The following is a 21476-nucleotide window of genomic DNA, read 5'->3' as shown; positions in this document are numbered from 1 at the left end:
ATTTTGAGTCTGATGGACCAACAGCTTACGTCATTCCACTAGCTGCGAGTGGTGTGACTGTTCTTTAGTATGACTGATTCACAACTCACGTCATTCCAGCGAAGGCTGGAATCTATTTGAGGCTTAGTGCGTGCGTTGAGAGGGCTCCTGCCTTCGCAGGAGTGACAACTTTTTTGAGAGTTATGCCTGATAACGCTATAGCATCCCCCTTTAATACCCACGCTCAAAATCCACCAAATTCTGCAACTGAAACCCATCACGCCAGCGCAAATAGTTCTCCGCAAAAATCTCGACTACTTGCTCAGGAAAGCTGATGGCAGCAATATGTGGGGTTACGGTGACATTTGGGTTGTGCCAGTAAGGGCACTCTTGAGAAATAGGCTCGTTGATAAATACGTCCAAGAAAGCATGGGCCAAGTGACCTTTATCCAGCGCACTAAGTAGGGCATTACTATCAACGGTTTGGCCTCTACCTACATTGAAGAACAAAGCATGACGACAGGCCGCAAAGAGTTGTTCATTGAACAGTCCATCTGTCGTCGGGGTGTTGGGCAAGGTATTGACGATAATATCCGCTTGCTCCAGCGCTTTTTCTGCTTCATTGATATGAAAAGTTTCTGCAAACGCACTTTGGCGAGGAGGAATGCCGGTGCGATTGACACCGATAGGCACAATACCCAGTACCTTGACGGAATTCGCCAGGTGACTACCAATCGCACCCGTACCAAAAATCACCATACGTTTGCCAATCAGCGATTGATAGCTGTGTGGCTGCCAGTCACGTTTTTGCTGCTGTTGTTTATAGAGATCGAAATGACGGAAGTAATTGATGGCGTAACCCAGCACATACTCACTGATCTGCTGACCAAAAATGCCTTTTACGTTAGTGAGTTTGTAGTCTTTACGCAGAGATTCGCCAAGTAAGGCATCAATGCCAGCATAGGTAGATTGAACCCACTGTAACTGCTCAGCACTATCGAGTTCGGAAGCAAGCTTTGGCGGCGCTGCCAGTACAATAGTGGCATTACTCAACTCAGAGATAATCTCCAAATCAGGCAGTTGTTTTGCTTCAAGCAGTGGCAGGTAGTGTTCATTGTTGTCCGTCACAAGTGCTAAGCGATGCTTTTGCGTCGTCATTTCTGGCTATTCCCTATCCGTTTGGTTACACTTCCGCAGACTATATTCACTACGGCAGAGCGACCATGTTAAAGAACCCTATTCAGGTACGTATCGAAAAATTTGAGCCTTGGCAGCATATCACTTTTATGACCTGTTTGTGCGAGCGTATGTACCCCAACTTCGCTATGTTCTGTGAGCAAACCGAGTTTGCTGAAGCGCGCGTGTACCGCAATATTTTGGATGCTGTATGGGAACTGCTGACGGTGAAAACCGCTAAAATCAACTTCGAAAAGCAGCTAGAAAAGCTAGAAGAGGTCATTCCGAACTCGGAAGATTTCGATATCTACGGCGTCTATCCAGCGATTGATGCGTGTTTTGCCTTATCGACTTTACTGCATGGTTTGCTAGATCGTGATTACTTACTGGAATCAACGCTTAAGATCAGTCAACAGTCTGTCGCGACTGTGGCTCAGCTTGAGCAAGCAGAAACCGGTGTGGAAATCACCAATGAGAACCAAAAAGAAAACGAAGCTGTGTGTGAAGAATGGGATGTTCAGTGGGCTATTTTCCGTCCACTACGTGATTGCACTGAGCGTGATATAGAGCTGATTAAAGATCTTCGCCTTGAGCTTAAGGAAGAGGGAGTCAGTAACATTGGTGTAAGTATCTAGCGTACGCCTTCAGGATAGAAAAGTACGTTCTCAGGTAAGTTTTCCACGACCCGCCTGAGAACGACCAAACTAAACTCAATACCTTCTCGTATTAATCAAAAAAACTCGTCTTGCCAAACAAGGTGATGTCGTAGCCGATATCAAAAGGGTAATCAAACACAGAGATGTACTGATTAGGCTGTTTTGTCTCGAGCAACAGCCCAACAATTAACAGCTGATTATCATAAAACGTATCGGCATACAGTGCTTGATTATCGGTGGCCACTGCAGGTTTTACCTCTCTCTGACTAATAAATAGCGTGTAAATCTCCGACCCTCGTTTACCCCAAAGCATGGTCTTATTAATGACCCTCCCGCTGGCTTTATTTTCAATATACACAGACAACACGCCCGAGCGGCATTTGCCTTTTTGCAAGTTGAGCTCACCATCATGAGTAAACCTATAGCTACATCCCAAGCCATTAACGAAGGGGTACAATAGCCAAACAACAGAAACCATTAGCAGCAAAGCAACGAAGCATTTTGATGTCGCTATTGTTCGCAGGTTGGCCATAGCATTGGTAGAGCGCATTCAGTATTCCTTACTATTCGAAGCTAAAATCTCGGTTCAGTGTTCAATTGGGACCAAGCGAATAATGCCATCTTCATCAGAAGTATCCCGAAAATACACCACATGACCCTCCGTCTCTTTAGAGAGGGCGTGTACCGTGTTATCTGGCAGAGAGAATGAGCCGACCAAAGTGGTGTTGCCACGCTTATAGGTGTGCATACTTGGCTTTATCGATGACACGTAAAAAATCACTAAAGCACAAAACAACAAGGCGGCATAAAGTGCCATTAAAGGCACCTTTTTTACTAACTCAAACCGAGTTGGTGTCGCAACTGTGTCGTTGGGTGAAGGGCATTCTTCGACTGACTGAGCGGCTAATTCAGAAGAGCTGGCGTCATTGTCACTAGCGCTTGCTGAACTTACGTTCACGCTGACAAAAGGCATGTCATTTGTGATCAAAATGACATTAGGGTCTAACCGAAAACCAATAGTTGGAACGGTTTCTAAGCACATCACTAAGCCAACTTTATCCAACGCTGTCCGAATATTTCGGATGGCGACATTGAGCGAATTAGCGACTACAATCTTGCCAGGCCAGCCAACGTCCAATAACTGTTGCTTGGTTAATGGGTGCCCTTGAGCATTGCAAAGAGCTTCTAGGATAAGTCGCTCACTGCTGTTTAATTTGGCGATAGTAAGCCCGTCTTCCGCCAGGTGACCATTATTCGGGTTCAAGGTTATATTTGTGGTTGGTGTCATGATTTAGCTTCTATTACTTGGGGACAGACACTCGGCTTCATAATAATCTAAGCCAGACATATCGATATAGCTGTCTTCAATAATGTTTACGTCACAGCTGAGCATAGGAACACTTAGGTGCTCCTTATTTTTGTCAAATGCTGCAATAAAGACACGGCCATTATTGTCAAAGTAGCTACTAATCGGGGCATCATTACTATAAAGCTTAGTTCCTAATGAAACCTCTTGCCTCAGCTTAAGCATGGTGTCGCGCCCTTTTTTAACGTGATAAGTGACTAAGGTGAGAGCGCCTTCACTTGGAATCGTATTTGCGACGGTATTGTCAAGGTAGACTCCATCAGGAATCGAGTCGGATTCGACTAAAACTCGATTTTGACTGTACGCAGAGGCTGAAGGGATGAGCGCAAAGCCATCCACGTTTGTTTTACCGGCATTTCTTATTTTTAACCCTTCCACATCGTCAACTCTGACTAATATATTGGTGTCGGATAGACGCCGAGTGGGAAGCGCGGTATTTTCAGCAACGACTAAGCCGCCTTTTACGGTGCCTCTAACCTGTGAGCCCGATTGAGAGTTGGAGTATTGCAGAGAATAATCGTTATATTCACTCTTGCTTGATAAAGACAAACTATGCCCAACAAGGCCCTTCTTATCATCTAAACTCAGAGAGCCTGATACGGAGCTACTGTCGCCGAACGGCATACCACTAGACAGTGAGGTACTCGCAGGGCGACCACTGCTGTGTGAGCGAGATAAGCTTACGCGCGATTTTCCCCAGTTGAGCGGTATCGAAAAATTCATTGAGAGTCGATTGTCGACGGAAAAGTCATTCTGACCACTATCTTTAGAATAGGCTTTTAGGGCGCTAACGGAGTATCGATAGTATTCATTACCAAATGAGTACCCTAAGCCAAAGCTTTGGAATTGTGCATTGTCTGATCCTCCCAGAGACTGAAATAGACTGACGCTTCCAAGTTGAAAAGGCAGGCTGCTACTCGCTGACGTAGAGAACTGATAGCCTTTTCTAACCGTATCGGCAATATGGCTACTATTGATATCTCGGTACCCATTTCCCAAAAAATGACTCAGAGAGGTCTGAAAATTCAGCGACCAGAATGGCAAGCTTTTGGTTAAGCTTGAATTGATTTTAGTCCCCGACTGACCCGTTGGTAGGTAAGTAGAATGTGCAGCCGATAAGCGAACACCACCTAATAGGTCGAAATTCATCGTACTAGCCACAGATAGGTTACTATAGTCGCGCTCGACAAAAAGCCCAGTAGTTAAAGATTGAGTATCCGTTAGGCCATAGATCAATTCTCCTCCTAAAAAGGCGTGTGAGTTGGTTCGTTGTAGCCCTGTAAATAAGCTATGTTCGCTAGTGCCTTGCTTTAGGACACTGAGTACCAATTGACTAGGAACTGAAAAAACCGCTTCACGTCCATCTTCTTCTTTAATACTGACCACGAAATCACTATTGGAACGAATGTTCATATCGTTAATAGTAAATTCGCCGGCCGCCACGTATTCGGTGTGAATCAGTTCGTCGTCTTGATAAACACGCACTTCGGCATTCGTTTCCGCATTGGCACGAATGGTCGTGGTGTCCGTCATTTGCCCTGATTGATACAAACGGCTATTACTGCTTAAGCTAACGCCTTGCATATCGACCGAGCCCATGACTGCTGTGCTTTGGCTTAGCTCACCAAACATAAACTTGCTGCGCAGTGAAGGAATATTGGTATATCCATAGAGATATCCATTGGACATTGTCGTCTCTTGATTCATCATAGAAGCCGAGAGGCTACTCTTGAAGCGAAACCGTCCCACATTGAATTGTGGGCTTGCTGACCCGTAAGCTCTGTAGTTATCGTCAAATCTAGTCGATATTCCAGCCGAATATGGCAGCATTAAGGCTGTGACACCATCATCATAATGAGCCAGAGCATACTGCTTTTCTGACAGCAAAAATCTGGAAGGGATGTTCATGGTTATTTCGAAACTGCCAAAATCAATATCCAAGCCAATTTCGCTGCTTAGCACACACGAGCCTTGTGTTAAGTTGATATCCGGTTTAATGCCGAACACACTTAGTTGCTGTTCTGAGAAGCATGGCGTGCTTTCTCCTTGCTCGTTGGTGTAGAAGCGGATGGATTCAAAATACTTTCGCCTTTTATTGACGGTAATTTTAAAGTCATAGTTACCATCAGGGATGTGATTAACCAAGCTGCCGAGAGAGGCATCTTTAGATATGCCATTAAGGAGAGAAAGATCAAAGCCTCCCGCGAAAGAAAGCAATGGAGAGGCAAGAAAGAACAAAACTAGGGAACGTGACATGGATAATATTTCTATAGCAATCGTTTATCTTTAGCAAGTAACCCAATGTCGTCGATATAATTTAATTCAAAAGAACGTTTGGGGTTAAAATTACTACTTTTAGTAAATGTAATCTCCTGATAAGGGGCAATCATTTGTACTACCATCGTCTCTTCTTTTCTTTGTTCAATAGAGATGAGCGTGATGTGTAATGGAGACTCATTTCTTACTGTAAAATCATCGCCTTGTTTGTTAATAACGAGTTTCTTTACTGCGTCTGCCATGGTTACTGTCGCAATGGATTTTGGCCTGATAAATAACTTGTAATGCATATCCAAGCTAGCAATGACATCAGATGGAGTATCTGACTGCTCTTTTATCGAGACTGCACTAAGAGTTCGATATGTTTCTACCTCATTAGAGTCCATTACTGACTCTAAATTATAGATTCTGAACCCTGAGCGACTATCTGCTTTAGATAGAATGATATTCGGAGTTATTATCGGCAGTTTCTCTTCATCAAAGTTGTCGTCTAATATAGAAAGCTGTACTAATGTCGCAGATTCAGAGTTGTTAACAATTTCACCTTGAAAGTATTTACTCCCTTCAATATAAACCACCCTAGCTCCGGGGATAGCAATGGCATAGCAAATACTTGGTAGCATTAGCATTAGTAATATATATTTTTTCATTTTTTACATCTCTATATCTTTGGAGTATATAAATACTCCAAAGATAGGTATTAAATAAGTATTATTGAATCTTTGCAGTAAAAGACATCACTTTTTCGACTTCTTTATTCGCAGTATGATTCCAGATAGCGTATTTTCTATGGTCAATATTCATAACTGATGTTAATGTAATAGTGTCAGCTTCAGCATAATTTTTCAGTCGAAGCCACTGCGCTGTTTCGCCTGCTTTATTAATTTTTTGACCGTTCTTGATTTTTATCCCGCGTTTGCCACCACTGTCTCTAGCTGCCGTAACAACTTTGTTCTGTTCCTTGATGACAGTTGTAAACCATACGCCAATATCATCCCCTAATGCATACCAAGTATGACCATTGTCGTTCCAAGAGGCATCGTTAACTGGATGGGGCTTCCTCCCTTCTTGTGAGTTCTTCTGGTTCACTGATGTGTTTTCAATATTAAAAAACGCCATATCACAACCGAGACCAGTAAAACTCAATGCTGTATCCTGAAGACGAATAGTATTTTCTTGGCTGTTATCGAGTTTCACATCGCCAAAATTAACATCGAATCCAGCTCCTTGCGCAAATTCAAATGAACAAATAGCTCCTTCATACGTAATATTTGTTTTCATATTTAAATTAAGCGCTTTTTCTTCCACATTTCGCTTACTTATCTTACTGTGTTCGCCATAAGTTTTTTCGCTGAATGAATATTGGTAGTTTACATAATCTTCGTCTACTGGATTTTTTGTGTTTTCAGCCATTGCTGATGATGCGCTTAGCATTAATGTAAGGCTAATGCTGCTAGCTAGAGTTTGTTTTGTTAAGTTAAAAGTCATGAGTTATTTTCCAAATTAAATAGTTTGTTGCTTGAGTGAGGTTAAATATGAATGTCAGTGTGTTCTGATTCGAGACGAAATTTATTGTTTTTTTGGAACCCAGTTAACTAATAAATGATTATAAAAAATAAAAAGTCATACATATCAGTGGCTTATAATTTTCATTGTGTTTTTATGCAGCACTAATTCTTGTTGATATTGAGCTTGAGCTTGAGCTTGAGCTTGAGCTTCTCACCAGTTGTAGAGGCTATTGCACTAAAACAAACAAACTTGAGAGAGAAACTACTGAAAGTTAGATATTAGAACCTGGTATTAGTTTGCAGTTTGATATGGGGGCAACAATTAGATAAGTTGTTGGTTGGTGGAGTTATTTGAAATATGCTTCTAAAGTTGATAAATAGAAAGAGGTCAACGACTTTCGAAAAAGAGTGCTAAGCGAAGTAAGATTTTCAGCACTCTATGGGGTTTATCTTCACGAAAGTATTGGTCAACTATCTAAAACTTCGTATTTTGGTGACTAAAAAGGGAATTGTTTGGAACATCTCTTTTACGTCTGATACATATTGTGCAGGAACATAAATAGCGCAGATTCTCATTATGCTAATACCGCTGATACTAACGGGATGTGCGGTAAACTTAGCACGCAGTGGGACAAATGAGTCTAAACCGATTAGCACTTCATAGTTGTCCTCATCGAGTAAACCGAGTTTGGCATAATGATTAAGGCTTTCGTGGTACTTACGAGTATAATTTAGGCTAACACCTTGGCTTATGGGTTGATTGCGAAACAAGTTGTCAAATGTATTCCCCCTTTCTCCAGATTTTAGTCCTTCGGCTCGATGGAACCAAGGGGTACAATCTATTTCTTCAGCCGATAGTAACGCTCGGAATTTCACCAACCCTTCTAAAGCGCTTGAATTAGTGCCATGAACAAAATGTACGCCTAATTGCTCCATATCCTCTAATTGAAGATCTCTTTTGGTAAGTTTAAGTGGAGGTAGAAAAGAGGCTTTATTTCTAAACATGATGTTTTCCTTAACAGTGAATGTTCGAAAGTGATGCGTTGAGAATTCATTATTGGTATTAGTTAAGGGGGTAAGTAAAAGAATAAGTCCTAATAAAAAATAAAAACGATATAAATCATTGGGTAACCATGTTGATAATTAGGTAGTTTAAAATGGTGTTTTGACGGTTTACTATCATTTCAGCAATTCGTTGGTGTGCAAGGAGGGAGGATTTTGGGTTCATACAAAGTCAAATAGTTCGTTATAATCTCTCAGCAGCAGTTGCTATTAATAGAGAACAAAATGAAGACCAAATTGATCACGCGTGAAGGCTACAACAAACTGAAACAAGAACATGATTACCTCTGGAACGAGCGACGTCCTGAAGTCACTAAGATAGTGACGTGGGCGGCGAGTTTAGGTGATCGCTCTGAAAACGCAGACTATACCTTCAATAAGCGTTTGCTTCGCCAAATCGATCGCCGTGTTCGCTTTCTGCGCAAGTTCTTACCTGAGGTCACCATCGTTGATTATTCACCTCAACAAGAAGGGAAGGTCTTTTTCGGTGCCTGGGTGGAGATTGAAAATGAAGAAGGTGAAACCATGCATTTCCGTATTGTTGGTCCCGAAGAGATTTACGGCGATGCAAAAGGTTATATATCGATTGATTCTCCTATGGCGAGGGCGCTGCTAAAAAAACAAGTGGATGATGAGGTAGTGGTGAAGACCCCTCAAGGAGATAAGGAGTGGTTTATTAACTCCATCACTTACCAACAGCACTCTGAATAAATAGAGCGATTTGAGCTCCTAAAGTGGTATGTCTTTGAGAGCTCAAATTGCGTGCTGTGATTTATGACAGAGCTAACTCGTCCGTTTTGTGTGTGGGAGCTGAGCGGCGGTTACGTTGAATCTTCTGATGATGGCTCAGTAACGTTAGGATTCGCCCTTCATCGTGAATTTGGTCGAAAAACGGATTGGCGGCTAGCGTGTCGACTTGGCATTCATACACAGTAATATGTCCGCTTTGGTACTTTTCAGGAATATAGATATCCGAGATCAGAGTTTTAGCGTAAGGCTTGATCGCGGTGATAAGTAAGGTTTTACCTTCAAACAACTCACACGCGTAGTTATGCACTAATCGATGCAAGTCTTTATTAAGCGCCACATAGCTAAGTAGGCAGTTCTGCCCGTTAATATCCTTACCATGCACAATATGACCAACCACCGCGTCCCGGTGCTTAGCAAGAACCACGTTGATTTCTTGAATGGACATGACGTCTATCAGCTCTTGAAACGTGATAAAACGATAGTTCTCTTGTGCGTAGACGATTTGCTCTCGATAGATCTCTGGCAGATTATCCCAACGATAGCTTTCATAAGTATCAATCGTATAAGGGTAGAGCGTGTCAAACCCTCTAAAGAAGTCATCATATTTTTCGACCCCTTGAATGATGCGACGTTCATCTTCTGAATAATGGTAACTTTGCTGGAAAAACGTGGCGACCCCGATTCGGCGCATCAATGAAGGCTGTCCGTTGCCATGCTCCCACTTACTGAGCATTGGCTGGTTTATCCCTTGAAATGCTCGATGGGATAAGCTCAGCGCTTCAACCAGTTCCAATTGAGACATGCCATTAAAATTGCGCCAATACTTCAGTGCTTGTGCGAAGTTATCGCGTGAAAACAGACTCTCCGATTGTGCTTCAAATGTCATAATCTCTCCTTGAGTTCGATAAGCTAGTGATAGTTTACTTAGGTTATATGACATGGGCTTGGCGGGGCGCACAAAAGCATATTTTAAAACGTTACAAAGGGTTAGTAGACGTTGAATAGTTAGCGTGCAGGTTAACGAAGTTGCAGCAAGTAAAATTAGGCAACATTAGATATACATCACTTATATCACTTAGAGCAGTGACGAATGTGTCTGATATGAGTCATAATTAATAAACGTTAACAATTCTCTGCGCAATTATTGGCCATGAAATGTTACATTTAGTGCAGATACTCTTCTGACACACTTTTTGTTGACGGAGGGGTCGGTAAATTGCTTTTTAGTGGTGGAATCGAATATGCAAGAAAATCACAAGATTTTAGTTGTTGATGATGATGCACGTCTACGTGCATTACTAGAGCGTTACTTATCAGAGCAAGGATTCCAAGTACGCAGTGTTGCTAACAGTGAGCAGATGGACCGCCTGTTAACCCGTGAAAACTTTCACCTTATGGTATTGGATTTAATGCTACCAGGTGAAGATGGCCTGTCGATTTGTCGTCGTTTACGTAACGCCAACAACATGTTGCCGATTCTGATGCTGACAGCCAAAGGTGATGAAGTTGACCGTATTGTCGGCCTAGAGGTCGGTGCGGATGACTATCTACCGAAACCATTTAATCCTCGTGAGCTACTTGCTCGCATTAAAGCGGTATTACGTCGTCAAACTATTGAAGCTCCTGGCGCGCCAAGCCAAGAAGAGTCAGTGGTTGAGTTCGGTGATTTCCGTTTGAACCTTGGTACACGTGAAATGTTCCGTGGTGAAGAGGCAATGCCTCTAACATCTGGTGAATTTGCAGTACTAAAAGCCTTGGTGACCAACGCACGTGAGCCGATGTCCCGTGATAAGCTGATGAACATGGCTCGTGGTCGTGAGTACTCGGCAATGGAACGTTCTATCGACGTACAGATTTCTCGTCTGCGTCGTATGCTGGAAATCGACCCAAGCAAACCTCGCTACATTCAAACTGTGTGGGGTCTAGGTTATGTATTTGTGCCGGACGGCAAAGAAGCATAATCAGAAATGTCGATAAGGCTCTGGATGGATTCAGGGCCTTTTGTTTATTATCTACCTCAGATTCTTCTCATCTTCGCCCTCTAAGGAAAACCTATGCGATTTCGTAGCTCCTTCACGCAATCCATTCTGCTATTTTTTACACTCTTGATTGCTAGCCAAGTTTTTTCTTATTACGCCGTGTACAACTACGCTCTTGTACCTAGTTTGCAGCAGTTCAATAAGATACTGGCGCATGAGCTATCGTTTTTCTTGGAAGACAATGAAGCGATTGATGAGCAGCTTGAAATGGATGCTCCTTTACGCCGACGTGTATTGGAGCAGTTGGGTGTCACTATTCATGCTGATGACAGTGCGATGGCGAACGAGTTTAACCATGCGATGCCTATCGACCTGATGAGCGAGGAGATGAGTGATGAGCTGGATTCAAAAACTGAAGTTAGGCTGATTCTGGGAGCTGAAAGCTACATCCTCTGGATGAAGATAGACGCACTGCCCAACTCGTTGATACGCATTCCGCTGTCAGAGTTGCAGGAAGAAGACTTTGCGCCGCTGTTTAGAAATAGTTTGATTATGGCGCTATTGGTGATTGCGGGTGGTTGGCTATTCATTCGCTTGCAAAACCGGCCACTTACCGCACTCGAAAATGCAGCCAATTTGGTGGGTAAAGGGGAAATCCCGCCACCTTTACCTGAGAAGGGGGCGTCTGAGATTCGCTCGGTTACGCGTGCCTTTAACCAAATGGCAAAAGGTATTCAAGAGCTTGAGCAAGACCGTACCTTATTAATGGCGGGCATCAGCCATGATATTCGCACCCCATTAACGCGAATTCGCCTTGCGACAGAAATGATGTCGCCCGAAGATAGCTACTTAGCAGAGGGCATCATCAGCGACACTGAAGAGTGTAATGAAATCATTGGCCAGTTTATGGATTACCTAAAACCGGTTAATACTCAGTCATTTGAACCGATGAGTCTGAATGACATTTCTTCTGATATTGTCTCATCGGAAGGCGGATATGAGATCCAGATAGAATATGCCCCAATGGCAACTATCAAAGATATTGAAGGCAGTCCAATTGCGATTAAACGTGCAATTACCAACTTGGTGGTTAATGCGGTTCGTTACGGCAATGGTTGGGTGAAAGTAACCACAGGTATGACGGCGGACAACAAACTGGCTTGGGTCACTATTGAAGATAATGGTCCCGGTATCGAAGAGAGCCAAATCGGTCGTCTATTTGAACCTTTCACGCGAGGTGATACCGCACGAGGCAGTGAAGGGACAGGTCTAGGGCTGGCGATTGTTAAGCGGATTATTAGTCAGCATCACGGCTCAGTGAGTATTTCGAATCGCAGCGCTGGTGGACTGAAGGCACAAGTGAGTTTCCCTGTAGCTAAGAATGGTTTGAGGTAGGGTACTTATTGGTTGTGCAGAAGGTTTGCTTTACGTAAGCGGCGTGCTGAAGAAGATCCCCTTTTTCAAGGGGATGACGGCGTATTTTTTTATAGAGTGACAATGGCATGGGTAGAGCAGGCGTCTTATGCCTTGGCGTAAAATTCTCTGTCTCCTAACCAGCGATCAATAATTTTCTTGGCATTCTCTGGGTACTGTTCGTGCACATGTCGCGCGATTCGTTGAACTTCCGGTACTAATCTTTGGTCCCGCACTAAATCAGCAATCTTAAAGTCAGCCAGTCCAGTTTGTTTGGTGCCAAGTAGTTCACCTGGGCCACGAATCTCTAGATCTTTTTGCGCAATAACAAAGCCGTCATTACTTTCCCTCAGTACGCCTAAGCGCTTCTGAGCAGTTTTAGATAGTGGGGAGTGATACAACAGCACACAATGACTTGCCACGCTACCACGGCCAACACGGCCCCGTAACTGATGCAGTTGAGCTAGACCAAGGCGCTCTGGGTTTTCGATGATCATTAAACTGGAGTTAGGGACATCCACACCGACCTCAATGACGGTGGTTGCAACCAGAAGGTGCAGCTCGTTATTTTTAAACTGCTTCATCACTTGTTGTTTTTCAGCCGGTTTCATTCGACCATGAACTAAACCGATTTTAAGATCAGGCAGTTTACGTTGCAGATCTTCGGCGGTCTCAGCGGCGGCTTGTGCTTCTAATACCTCTGATTCATCGATTAATGTACAAACCCAATACGCTTGTTTGCCCTCGTGTAAGCAAGCATTTTTGACACGCTCAATGATGTCGTCGCGTTTTGTATCTGGAATGGCAACGGTTTGAATCGGGGTTCTTCCTGGTGGCAGTTCGTCGATTACCGAGGTCTCCAAGTCGGCATATGCCGTCATGGCTAAGGTTCTTGGGATTGGCGTGGCAGTCATAATCAACTGATGAGGGTAGAAACCTTGTTTAGCACCTTTTTCACGCAGCTCTAAGCGCTGGTGGACACCAAAACGGTGTTGCTCATCAATAATAACCAGCGCAAGGTTGTGAAAATCAACCGACTCTTGGAATAGGGCGTGCGTCCCTACGACCATTTGAGCTTCACCGCTGGCAATACGCGCCAACTCTGCTTCCTTAGTTTTGCCTTTCTGTTTTCCTGATAACCAACCAACCTGTATCCCCATGGTTTCAAACCAACCTGCAAAGTTGATGGCATGCTGCTCTGCAAGTAATTCGGTCGGTGCCATCATAGCCACTTGATAGCCATGTTCTATCGCACGAACAGCAGCGAGCGCGGCTACCAAGGTTTTACCAGACCCCACATCACCCTGAACTAGGCGCATCATAGGAATAGGTTTAGCAAGATCAGTTTCGATTTCTTGCACCACTCTTGATTGCGCACCTGTAGGGGAAAAAGGCAGTTGCTCAAGTAGCTGATTTTTTAGCTTTTCAACAGGTGCTAAGCCAATGGCTGTATCTTGTTGACCTTTACTGCGTACCGCTAGCATAGAAAGATTTTGCGCCATCAACTCTTCAATAATCAGTCGCTGCTGAGCAGGGTGCTTACCTTCATCAAAGTCGTCCAAATTAATCGTTGGTGGTGGACGATGGATGGTGTGTAGCGCCTCAGCGAGAGTAATTTGTTGGTTATACAGACCGCTTGGAAGCAATTCGTCTACTGCTGCTTTGTCCATGAGCTCAAGAGCTTGGTCAGTGAGATTACGCAGTGTGAGCTGCCTTAATCCTTCTGTGGTTGGGTAAACAGGGGTTAAGGTTTGCTCTAACTTTGGTGCTTTACCTTCGGTTTGAAATTTGTACTCTGGATGGATGATTTCAAGACCATGGTTGCCACGCTTCACTTCACCATAAGCGACAATAAGGCGACCTTCAGAGAAGTTGTTCTTCATCGCTGCGGTAAAATTGAAGAAGCGTAGTGTAATAGTACCGTTGCCATCGCTCACTTTAACCGTCAACATCTTGCGACGCCCGAAAGCCACATCACTACTCATGACTTTCCCTTGCACTGATCCCCAAAGGCCAGGATGCAAACGAACGATCGGATAGATACGAGTACGATCTTCATAACGGTGAGGTAAGTGAAACAGTAAATCTTGAACCGAGTGTAAGCCGACTTTCGCCAGTTTTTCAGCGACTTTAGCTCCTACGCCAGAAAGCGAAGAAAGAGAAATTGCCGATAACAGCTGAGCCATATTTACCATCCATCAAAATGTTATATGCAGATATTCAAGCATTTTACTGTCTTTTTGTACAGTTTTTAGCAAGGTATTGTACATTGAGTTTGAGGTGCATAAATCGGAATAGTCTTATGCGTTGAATCCAAAGCGCTCGCCATTCCAGCGCATGCAGGAATCTTCTCAAGATAGGGTGCACGCGTTAAGTAGACCCCTGCCTTCGCAGGGGTGACAATTAAATTGGGGTATTCTTATGCGTGGAATCCAAAGTGCTCGTCATTCCTGCGCATGCAGGAATCTTCTCTAGGCAGGGTATTCGCGTTAAGTAGGCCTCTGCCTTCTCAGGGGTGACGTATAACTTGGATTAACCTCATACGTTATATTCATAGCGCTCGTCATTCCTGCGCATGCAGGAATCTTCTCTAGGCAGGGTATTCGCGTTAAGTAGGCCTCTGCCTTCTCAGGGGTGACGTATAACTTGGATTAGCCTCATACGTTATATTCATAGCGCTCGTCATTCCTGCGCATGCAGGAATCTTCTCTAGGCAGGGTGCACGCGTTAAGTAGACCCCAGCCTTCGCAGGGGTGACGATTAAATTGGGGTATTTTTATCCGTTGAATCCAAAGTGCTCGTCATTCCTTCGCATGCAGGAATCTTCTCTAGGCAGGGTATTCGCGTTAAGTAGGCCTCTGCCTTCTCAGGGGGGACGTATAACTTGGATTAGCCTCATGCGTTATATTCATAGCGCTCGTCATTCCTGCGTAGGCAGGAATCTTCTCGAGGTAGGGTGCACGCCTTAAGTAGACCCCAGCCTTCGTAGGGGGGACGAATAAATTGGTGTGGTCTTAAGCGTTGAATCCAAACATTCAATTAAAGTGAATCATACAAATCCATCCAATTTGGATTCATGCTTTTGATCAGATTCTCTTTCCAATCCCGTTTCCAACGCTTTATTTGTTTCTCGCGAATGATAGCTGCCGTCATGGATTGGTGAACTTCGAAAAAGACCAGTTTATGTACATGGTATTTTTTAGAAAACCCATCAACAACGCCATTTTTATGTTGCCAGATACGCTGTTTCAGCTGAGAAGTAACTCCAACATATAACACCTTGTTGCTCCTAGAACTTAAGATATAAACACTAGCTTGCTTCATCATGATCAACCACAAAACTCTTAGAATAGAGTTGGTTAAAAATAGTGTTGCGAGGAGCTTCAAAGGAACTATAAAACCAGCCTTAAACCATACTTAGCTCTATTTTTTCTGCATTTCTTGCCACCACTCTTCTGTCGCCACAATTTGGCCTTGGTCATCGAGTGGCGGATAAGGGAGGCGTTTTTTCTTGGCAACTTTCGCCAGTACGGGGTGGCCGCGTTCGAATAGGATTCGATGGATGGTTTCTTCGGGCAGAGCACTGACATCGCGATCGTACAGGCCGGCATTCTGGCGTTGTCTTTGAGCTTCAAACAAAATCAGTGCGCTGGCGACTGAGACGTTTAAGGATTGCACCATGCCTACCATAGGAATAATGATGTCCTGATCTGCTTCGGTGAGTGCATCTTGGGTGATGCCGTGCTTCTCGCCACCAAGAATAATCGCGGTTGGCTTGGTGTAGTCGATATCACGAAAGTCGACAGCGTTTTCGGAAAGGTTAGTGGCCAATACTTGCATACCTTGAGATTTTAACGTGCGAACGGCATCAGCTACAGTATCGTGAGTTTCAACCTCAACCCAGTTTCTAGCGCCTGCGGAGGTGTGACTTAAAGTACGCATTTTCTCATCCGGCCAAACTGCATGAACTTTATGCACTCCAGCAGCATCGGCAGTACGAATGACCGCTGAGACATTATTGGGCTTATGGACTTGTTCTAGCAGTAAAGTCAGGTCAGGTTGGCGTGCCTTAAGCACTTCTTGGATACGAGTGTAGCGTTCTAAGTTCATCAATAGGTTCCAAATAAAACGGGCTCGATAATTATCGAACCCGTATTAGATCAAGCAGTTGTGTTAGTTCTTACGACGTCTAACACGTAGTGCATGTGGCATCACACGAATGCGCTTCATAATACCAGCTAAGTGAACACGATCTTTGGTCGTTAGCAGTACAGTGACTGTGTACAAACGGCCATCGCGTTCTTCTGTAGAGATACCGTGAATATTAGAGCCTGTCTTGGCAATCACATTAGTCAGCTCTGCGAGCGCACCTTGGTGATTCTGCAGGTCAACTTTTAGCTCAGCAGTAAACTCTTGCTCGTAATCGTCACTCCATTCAACCGCCATGTACTTATCAGGCTCTTTCTGGTGACCACGAACATTCGGACAAGTTTCTCTGTGTACCACCAAGCCGCGGCCCGGAGAAACGTGTGCGATGATGTGATCATCTGGAATAGGATGACAGCAGTTCGCAAACGTCAGCAAGATACCTTCTGCACCACGGATCGGTAAGCGTTTGCCCGACGTTGGCACTGAACTGGTCTGCGTCAGTTCATCGGTATCGCCAAGTAGACGACGAGCAATAACGATACTCATCAACTCACCAAGGCCGATAGCGGCTAGCAGGTCATCAATACTGCCCAGTTTGAGATCAGTTAGCACTTCGTTGATGTTTTCAGGATAGATAGTATCAACAGAGTGACGGCCTAGAGCATGGTTCAGCAGGCGGCGTCCTAAAACTACAGATTCTTCACGGCGCATTGTCTTCAGAACCTGACGGATCTTAGTGCGGGCACGTGAAGTCACCACATAGTTAAGCCATGCTGCATTCGGTCTTGCACCTGGTGCGCTGATGATTTCGACGGTTTGGCCGTTTTTCAGTGCTTTGCTAAGTGGGTATGGATTACGATCCACTCGCGCACCCACACAGGTGTTACCGACATCGGTATGGACTGCGTAAGCAAAGTCGACGGCGGTTGCGCCAAGTGGCAGTTCGACAATACGACCTTTTGGTGTGAACACGTAAATTTCGTCTGGGAACAGATCCGATTTTACGTTTTCAATGAATTCAAAGGAGTTGCCAGCACTTTGTTGTAGCTCAAGTAGGCTTTGCATCCAGCGCTGCGCTTTAATTTGTGCAGTGGTGCCAGTACGGTCGCCATTACCCTTGTATGCCCAGTGCGCTGCAACACCTTTGTCCGCCATTTGATCCATGTCTTCAGTACGAATTTGTACTTCTACTGGAACGCCATGAGGGCCCACCATTGAGGTGTGCAAGGATTGATAGCCGTTCGCTTTTGGTACCGCGATGTAATCTTTCATGCGACCAGGGCGTGGCTTATACAGACTGTGGACTTGACCAAGGACTCGATAACAAGTGTCTGCAGTATCTACGATGACGCGGAAAGCATAGATATCCATGATGGTATGGAATCGTTGCTCTTTGGTTTTCATCTTGTTGTAGATAGAGAAGAGGTTTTTCTCACGTCCCAATACGCGAACGTTGAGGCCAACTTCATTAAGTCGTCCTTCAATCTCGCTATGGATTCGCTGAATCATCTCTTTACGATTACCACGTGCCGATTTCACTACTTCTTTTAGTACGCGATAACGGTTTGGGTAAAGTGCTTCAAAGCCAAGCTCTTCAAGCTCGGTTTTGATGTTGTGAATACCTAATCGGTGCGCAAGTGGCGCATAGATTTCAAGGGTTTCACGAGCGATGCGTCGCTTTTTGTCAGGACGAAGAGCCCCAAGCGTGCGCATGTTGTGGGTACGGTCACTCAGCTTTATAAGAATAACGCGAATGTCCTGCACCATAGCGAGAACCATTTTACGGAAGTTCTCTGCTTGGGCTTCTTTACGATCGCGGAATTTAAGCTTATCGAGCTTAGATACGCCGTCGACGAGTTCCGCCACCGTCGTACCAAATTGTTCTTCTAGCTCTTCTTTGGTGACTTCCGTATCTTCAATAACATCATGCAGCAGTGCTGCTTGTAGCGTTTCAATATCCAGACGCATTTCCGCGAGGATGCGAGCTACAGCAACAGGGTGGATGATGTATGGTTCACCGCTAGAGCGGGTCTGCCCTTCATGGGCATCTCTTGCTACCACATAAGATTGACGCAGAGCCTCAATTTGAGGCTCTGTTAGGTATTCTTGGGCAACGTCTTTAAGGCTATCGAATAGGTACAAATTTTAGGCCCGAAAGTCGATGGAACTCTGATTAGGTACTAGGAATTAACGGTTGTGAGCAATGCTGCTTACTGCCGCTAGTTCTGCAGCTTCTTGCTCTTGCTGCTCTTGACGTTCACGTGCATCTAGTACTTCTTTCGTGATCAAGCCTTCTTCGATTTCGCGAAGTGCGATAACCGTTGGCTTATCATTTTCTTCTGGCACTAATGCATCTTTACCACCGATTTGCATCTGACGTGCGCGGCGAGCCGAAATAAGAACTAGGTCGAAACGGTTACCAACTTTTTCAACAGCGTCTTGAACAGTTACGCGTGCCATAAGAACTCCAATAGTTAACTAAATTTTTGATGACGAGAAAGTATACAGGCTATTACGTTTAGATTCTAGATCACAAATGATCCTATTAGCTACTGTTACTTCTGGTTTATTGCATTATTTGCTTAGGGTGAGACCCTATTTTGAGCCTCACTTTGCAAGGAAGTGGTTAAAATCTACCTTACTCGGCGAGTAGGGCGTCTAACATACCTTTGTATTTCACCGCTTGTTTGTCTTGTTTAAGACGCTCAGCACGCAAAATAGCTTTAAAATCAACAAGTGCGCCGTCGAAGTCGTCGTTGACAATGACGTAATCGTACTCATTGTAGTGAGACATTTCTGACTTCGCTTCGCTCATGCGCTTAGCGATCACTTCATCACTGTCTTGACCACGTACGTTCAAGCGACGCTCTAACTCACTGTTAGATGGTGGCAAAATAAAGACACTTTTCGCTTCTGGCATTTGTTCGCGGATTTGACGAGCGCCTTGCCAGTCGATATCCAAGAATACATCGATGCCTTTTTCTAGCGTCTCTTCAATCCATAGACGAGAAGTACCGTAGTAGTTTCCGAAGACTTCGGCGTATTCCAAAAACGCACCTTGTTCGATCAACGATTCAAAATCGGTCTTCTCAACAAAGTGATAATGAACGCCATCTTCTTCACCAGGACGCATACCACGAGTCGTGTGAGACACTGATACTTTCATTGCGTATGTCGGGTTTTTTTCCAACATTGCTGAAATTAAGCTCGATTTACCAGCACCGCTTGGTGCTGACACGATATAAAGCGTACCTTTACCTATCATTTTTCAGAGTCCACATCTTGGTTGAAGGGGTAGAGAATATCGTTATTTGATACTTCTATTCTATACGTTCACTGACCAAAACGTTTAAAAATCGGCCAGAAAAATGGAGGCGAAGAGTATCATGTTTGCTAGGAGCTCGACAAGTCATCCGGTGAGTGCTCAGGCAACGTGTGGCTGCATTTTAAAAGGGAGCAAAAACATCGCAGAAGCCAGTTGTTCTTTTTCCTTGAAAGCAAACGTTTGCTTAAATATCAACGTTTTGTTTTTAAAGAGATAAAAATAACTCACAAAAGCATTGATTTATTCCTGAGTCTGATTAGAATTCGCGCCAATATTTCTATCGCGCATACGTTTGCGTCTCCCATTTTATCGCTATAGGTCCTACTGTGAGTGCAGAACTAACCGGGCAACGCCAAGCTAGCCCTACTATCATTGAATCCACCTTCAAAGTGAGTGAGCGTAAGTCCACTATCGGTACTGAAGTATACGCTGGCTTTATCACTTTCCTCGCTATGAGCTACATTTTGGCGGTCAACCCAGCCATTTTGGGGGACATTCCTGGAATGGAGCGTGGCGCTGTATTTACAGCAACGGCTTTGGCTGCGGCCTTCGCTACGCTAATCATGGGTATTTTTGGTAACTACCCAGTGATGCTAGCCCCCGGCATGAGCATGAATGGTTTCTTTAAAGGTATGCTGTTAAGTGGTTCTGTGGCATTGGTTTGGCATGAAGCGCTACTTGGTATCTTTTTCTCGGGCGTTATCTATCTTATTTTATCGCTAACTAAAATACGCAAAGCGATGATTGAGTCGATTCCAGAAGATTTGAAACTCGCTATTACCGTTTCTCTTGGTTTGTTTATTGCATTTCTTGGTCTTAAGAATGCGGGCATTATCGTATCCAACCCAATTATTCTCGTGAGTATGGGCGATATTTCTGACCCGAAAGTCATCATCGCGTATATCAGTATCTTTATCGCATTAGGCTGTATGGTTCGCGATATTAAGTTGGCTACATTTATCTCTTTTGTGTCTGCCATAGTGCTTACGATTTTGGCTGATACCTTCATGGGGACCAACAATGCGCCAATCCCAGAACAACTCGTGGCAATGCCACCAAGCATGGCGAGCAGCTTTGGTGCCATCTTCGATTTCTCAGGGATTAACGCAGAGAAGATGTTTGATCTGCTGTTTATTATGATCATCTTTTTGATTGTCGATTTCTTCGATGGGCTCAGCACTATCGTAGGGGTAGGTCGTGATGCCGGTATCATTGATAAAGATGGTAAGGTGCCTAATGCACGCTCAGCGCTGATTGCAGATGCAGGCGGTACAGTAATGGGTTCAGTGTTTGGTACCACATCAGTCACGGCATTCTCAGAGTCTGGTATTGCCTCATCACAAGGTGCAAAAACTGGTTTAGCTGCAGTCGTCGTAGCGGGTCTATTCCTACTATCACTCTTCCTATACCCGTTGTTCTCGCTATTCTCTGCGGCAATGGTAGCGCCAGCTATGGTCGTGGTTGGTATCTATATGATTGGTCGCTTAGGTGATATTCAATGGGAAAAGAAAGAGTCTCGCATCGCTGCCTTTTTCACCATTATGTTTACCGTATTAAGCTTCTCACCAGCAAACGGTATGGCGATGGGCTTTATCAGTTATGCATTTAGTATGGTTGTGGCAGGGAAAGGGAAACAGGTGCATCCTGTGATTTATGTGTTGTCTGTGGTGTTTATGGCGTATTTAGCACTTCTGTAATCACTTTAGTTGGCAGTGCTCGTCACAGCAATGCTATTTCACGAGCAGTGCACCTGTGCCCGCTAGAATCTTCTTGGGCTTGGTGCGTGTGTTGAGTATACCCCTACCAGTGCAATGGTGACGGTCAATTTAACTCCTA

19 protein-coding genes are annotated in these 21476 nt (G+C 44.4%); 5 read left to right on the top strand and 14 right to left on the bottom strand.

The genetic code is table 11. From position 1 onward, the window contains the following. Positions 1-210 precede the first annotated feature (210 nt). The gene (locus L2W36_RS18990; protein ID WP_006071296.1) at positions 211-1137 is read right to left on the bottom strand and encodes a D-2-hydroxyacid dehydrogenase; all 927 of its coding nucleotides are present in this window, start codon (positions 1135-1137) and stop codon (positions 211-213) included. A 65-nt stretch (positions 1138-1202) separates the two neighbouring features. Between L2W36_RS18990 and L2W36_RS18985 the strand changes: the two genes are divergently transcribed. Further along, positions 1203-1790 carry a YjaG family protein gene (locus tag L2W36_RS18985; protein ID WP_006071293.1) on the top strand — a complete coding sequence of 196 codons (588 nt, stop codon included), beginning with the start codon at positions 1203-1205 and terminating at the stop codon, positions 1788-1790. A gap of 91 nt (positions 1791-1881) precedes the next feature. Here the strand turns inward: L2W36_RS18985 and L2W36_RS18980 are convergent, their stop codons facing one another. The 6 genes from L2W36_RS18980 to L2W36_RS18955 form a co-directional block, all read right to left on the bottom strand. After that, positions 1882-2361 (bottom strand): hypothetical protein, encoded by a 480-nt coding sequence (locus L2W36_RS18980; RefSeq protein WP_031493333.1) that lies wholly within the window; start codon positions 2359-2361, stop codon positions 1882-1884. Positions 2362-2397: 36 nt separating this feature from the next. Beyond that, entirely contained in the window at positions 2398-3099 is a 702-nt protein-coding gene (locus L2W36_RS18975; protein ID WP_236111186.1) for a winged helix-turn-helix domain-containing protein, read from the bottom strand. Between the two features lie 3 nt (positions 3100-3102). Beyond that, entirely contained in the window at positions 3103-5433 is a 2331-nt protein-coding gene (locus L2W36_RS18970) for a fimbria/pilus outer membrane usher protein (RefSeq protein ID WP_236111183.1), read from the bottom strand. A gap of 11 nt (positions 5434-5444) precedes the next feature. Next, positions 5445-6104: a fimbrial biogenesis chaperone gene (locus L2W36_RS18965; RefSeq protein WP_236111179.1), complete on the bottom strand. Its 660-nt coding sequence runs from the start codon at positions 6102-6104 to the stop codon at positions 5445-5447. A gap of 61 nt (positions 6105-6165) precedes the next feature. Further along, the gene (locus L2W36_RS18960; RefSeq protein ID WP_236111176.1) at positions 6166-6942 is read right to left on the bottom strand and encodes a hypothetical protein; all 777 of its coding nucleotides are present in this window, start codon (positions 6940-6942) and stop codon (positions 6166-6168) included. Between the two features lie 491 nt (positions 6943-7433). Further along, positions 7434-7967, bottom strand: a complete 534-nt coding sequence (locus tag L2W36_RS18955; protein WP_236111173.1) for a hypothetical protein — start codon at positions 7965-7967, stop codon at positions 7434-7436. 282 nt (positions 7968-8249) lie between these two features. On the opposite strand from L2W36_RS18955, the gene greB reads away from it, so the two are divergent. Next, on the top strand, positions 8250-8735 hold the full coding sequence (gene greB, locus L2W36_RS18950) for a transcription elongation factor GreB (RefSeq protein ID WP_006071280.1): 486 nt from the start codon (positions 8250-8252) through the stop codon (positions 8733-8735). 61 nt (positions 8736-8796) lie between these two features. Here greB and L2W36_RS18945 read toward each other — a convergent pair whose 3' ends face one another. Next, complete coding sequence (locus L2W36_RS18945; protein WP_236111171.1) at positions 8797-9660, bottom strand: helix-turn-helix domain-containing protein; 864 nt, start codon at positions 9658-9660, stop codon at positions 8797-8799. 355 nt (positions 9661-10015) lie between these two features. Here L2W36_RS18945 and ompR point away from each other — a divergent pair, with 355 nt between their 5' ends. Next, complete coding sequence (gene ompR / locus L2W36_RS18940) at positions 10016-10735, top strand: osmolarity response regulator transcription factor OmpR (protein WP_006071277.1); 720 nt, start codon at positions 10016-10018, stop codon at positions 10733-10735. A gap of 93 nt (positions 10736-10828) precedes the next feature. Beyond that, the gene (gene envZ / locus L2W36_RS18935; RefSeq protein ID WP_006071275.1) at positions 10829-12148 is read left to right on the top strand and encodes a two-component system sensor histidine kinase EnvZ; all 1320 of its coding nucleotides are present in this window, start codon (positions 10829-10831) and stop codon (positions 12146-12148) included. A 125-nt stretch (positions 12149-12273) separates the two neighbouring features. Here envZ and recG read toward each other — a convergent pair whose 3' ends face one another. From recG to gmk, 6 genes are all read right to left on the bottom strand, one after another. Next, complete coding sequence (gene recG, locus L2W36_RS18930) at positions 12274-14352, bottom strand: ATP-dependent DNA helicase RecG (protein ID WP_236111170.1); 2079 nt, start codon at positions 14350-14352, stop codon at positions 12274-12276. An 853-nt stretch (positions 14353-15205) separates the two neighbouring features. Then, positions 15206-15493: a GIY-YIG nuclease family protein gene (locus L2W36_RS18925; RefSeq protein ID WP_412104876.1), complete on the bottom strand. Its 288-nt coding sequence runs from the start codon at positions 15491-15493 to the stop codon at positions 15206-15208. A gap of 96 nt (positions 15494-15589) precedes the next feature. Further along, a complete protein-coding gene (trmH, locus tag L2W36_RS18920) occupies positions 15590-16276 on the bottom strand; it encodes a tRNA (guanosine(18)-2'-O)-methyltransferase TrmH (protein WP_006071272.1) in 687 nt (228 codons plus the stop codon). Between the two features lie 63 nt (positions 16277-16339). Continuing rightward, positions 16340-18457, bottom strand: coding sequence for a bifunctional GTP diphosphokinase/guanosine-3',5'-bis pyrophosphate 3'-pyrophosphohydrolase (gene spoT, locus L2W36_RS18915; RefSeq protein ID WP_006071270.1), 2118 nt, complete (start codon positions 18455-18457; stop codon positions 16340-16342). 45 nt (positions 18458-18502) lie between these two features. Continuing rightward, positions 18503-18775: a DNA-directed RNA polymerase subunit omega gene (rpoZ, locus tag L2W36_RS18910; RefSeq protein ID WP_006071268.1), complete on the bottom strand. Its 273-nt coding sequence runs from the start codon at positions 18773-18775 to the stop codon at positions 18503-18505. 178 nt (positions 18776-18953) lie between these two features. After that, positions 18954-19577: a guanylate kinase gene (gmk, locus tag L2W36_RS18905; protein ID WP_031494034.1), complete on the bottom strand. Its 624-nt coding sequence runs from the start codon at positions 19575-19577 to the stop codon at positions 18954-18956. Between the two features lie 389 nt (positions 19578-19966). On the opposite strand from gmk, the gene L2W36_RS18900 reads away from it, so the two are divergent. After that, positions 19967-21337: an NCS2 family permease gene (locus L2W36_RS18900; RefSeq protein WP_236111168.1), complete on the top strand. Its 1371-nt coding sequence runs from the start codon at positions 19967-19969 to the stop codon at positions 21335-21337. Positions 21338-21476: the final 139 nt, after the last annotated feature.

Origin of the sequence: Vibrio sp. McD22-P3 (assembly GCF_021568915.1) — a bacterium.
Classification (GTDB): domain Bacteria; phylum Pseudomonadota; class Gammaproteobacteria; order Enterobacterales; family Vibrionaceae; genus Vibrio; species Vibrio mediterranei.
The sequence above is the reverse complement of the archived record's forward strand: the minus strand, read 5'-3'. Positions and strand labels throughout refer to the sequence as shown.

Excerpts from the sequence above, each read along its gene's own strand:
- L2W36_RS18975 (WP_236111186.1), bottom strand. The coding sequence starts at position 3,099 with ATGACACCAACCACAAATATAACCTTGAACCCGAATAATGGTCACCTG.
- L2W36_RS18990 (WP_006071296.1), bottom strand. The coding sequence starts at position 1,137 with ATGACGACGCAAAAGCATCGCTTAGCACTTGTGACGGACAACAATGAA.
- ompR (WP_006071277.1), top strand. The coding sequence starts at position 10,016 with ATGCAAGAAAATCACAAGATTTTAGTTGTTGATGATGATGCACGTCTA.
- envZ (WP_006071275.1), top strand. The coding sequence starts at position 10,829 with ATGCGATTTCGTAGCTCCTTCACGCAATCCATTCTGCTATTTTTTACA.
- recG (WP_236111170.1), bottom strand. The coding sequence starts at position 14,352 with ATGGCTCAGCTGTTATCGGCAATTTCTCTTTCTTCGCTTTCTGGCGTA.
- L2W36_RS18970 (WP_236111183.1), bottom strand. The coding sequence starts at position 5,433 with ATGTCACGTTCCCTAGTTTTGTTCTTTCTTGCCTCTCCATTGCTTTCT.
- L2W36_RS18945 (WP_236111171.1), bottom strand. The coding sequence starts at position 9,660 with ATGACATTTGAAGCACAATCGGAGAGTCTGTTTTCACGCGATAACTTC.
- L2W36_RS18980 (WP_031493333.1), bottom strand. The coding sequence starts at position 2,361 with ATGCGCTCTACCAATGCTATGGCCAACCTGCGAACAATAGCGACATCA.
- L2W36_RS18985 (WP_006071293.1), top strand. The coding sequence starts at position 1,203 with ATGTTAAAGAACCCTATTCAGGTACGTATCGAAAAATTTGAGCCTTGG.
- L2W36_RS18960 (WP_236111176.1), bottom strand. The coding sequence starts at position 6,942 with ATGACTTTTAACTTAACAAAACAAACTCTAGCTAGCAGCATTAGCCTT.
- L2W36_RS18955 (WP_236111173.1), bottom strand. The coding sequence starts at position 7,967 with ATGTTTAGAAATAAAGCCTCTTTTCTACCTCCACTTAAACTTACCAAA.
- trmH (WP_006071272.1), bottom strand. The coding sequence starts at position 16,276 with ATGAACTTAGAACGCTACACTCGTATCCAAGAAGTGCTTAAGGCACGC.
- L2W36_RS18965 (WP_236111179.1), bottom strand. The coding sequence starts at position 6,104 with ATGAAAAAATATATATTACTAATGCTAATGCTACCAAGTATTTGCTAT.
- rpoZ (WP_006071268.1), bottom strand. The coding sequence starts at position 18,775 with ATGGCACGCGTAACTGTTCAAGACGCTGTTGAAAAAGTTGGTAACCGT.
- greB (WP_006071280.1), top strand. The coding sequence starts at position 8,250 with ATGAAGACCAAATTGATCACGCGTGAAGGCTACAACAAACTGAAACAA.
- L2W36_RS18925 (WP_412104876.1), bottom strand. The coding sequence starts at position 15,493 with ATGATGAAGCAAGCTAGTGTTTATATCTTAAGTTCTAGGAGCAACAAG.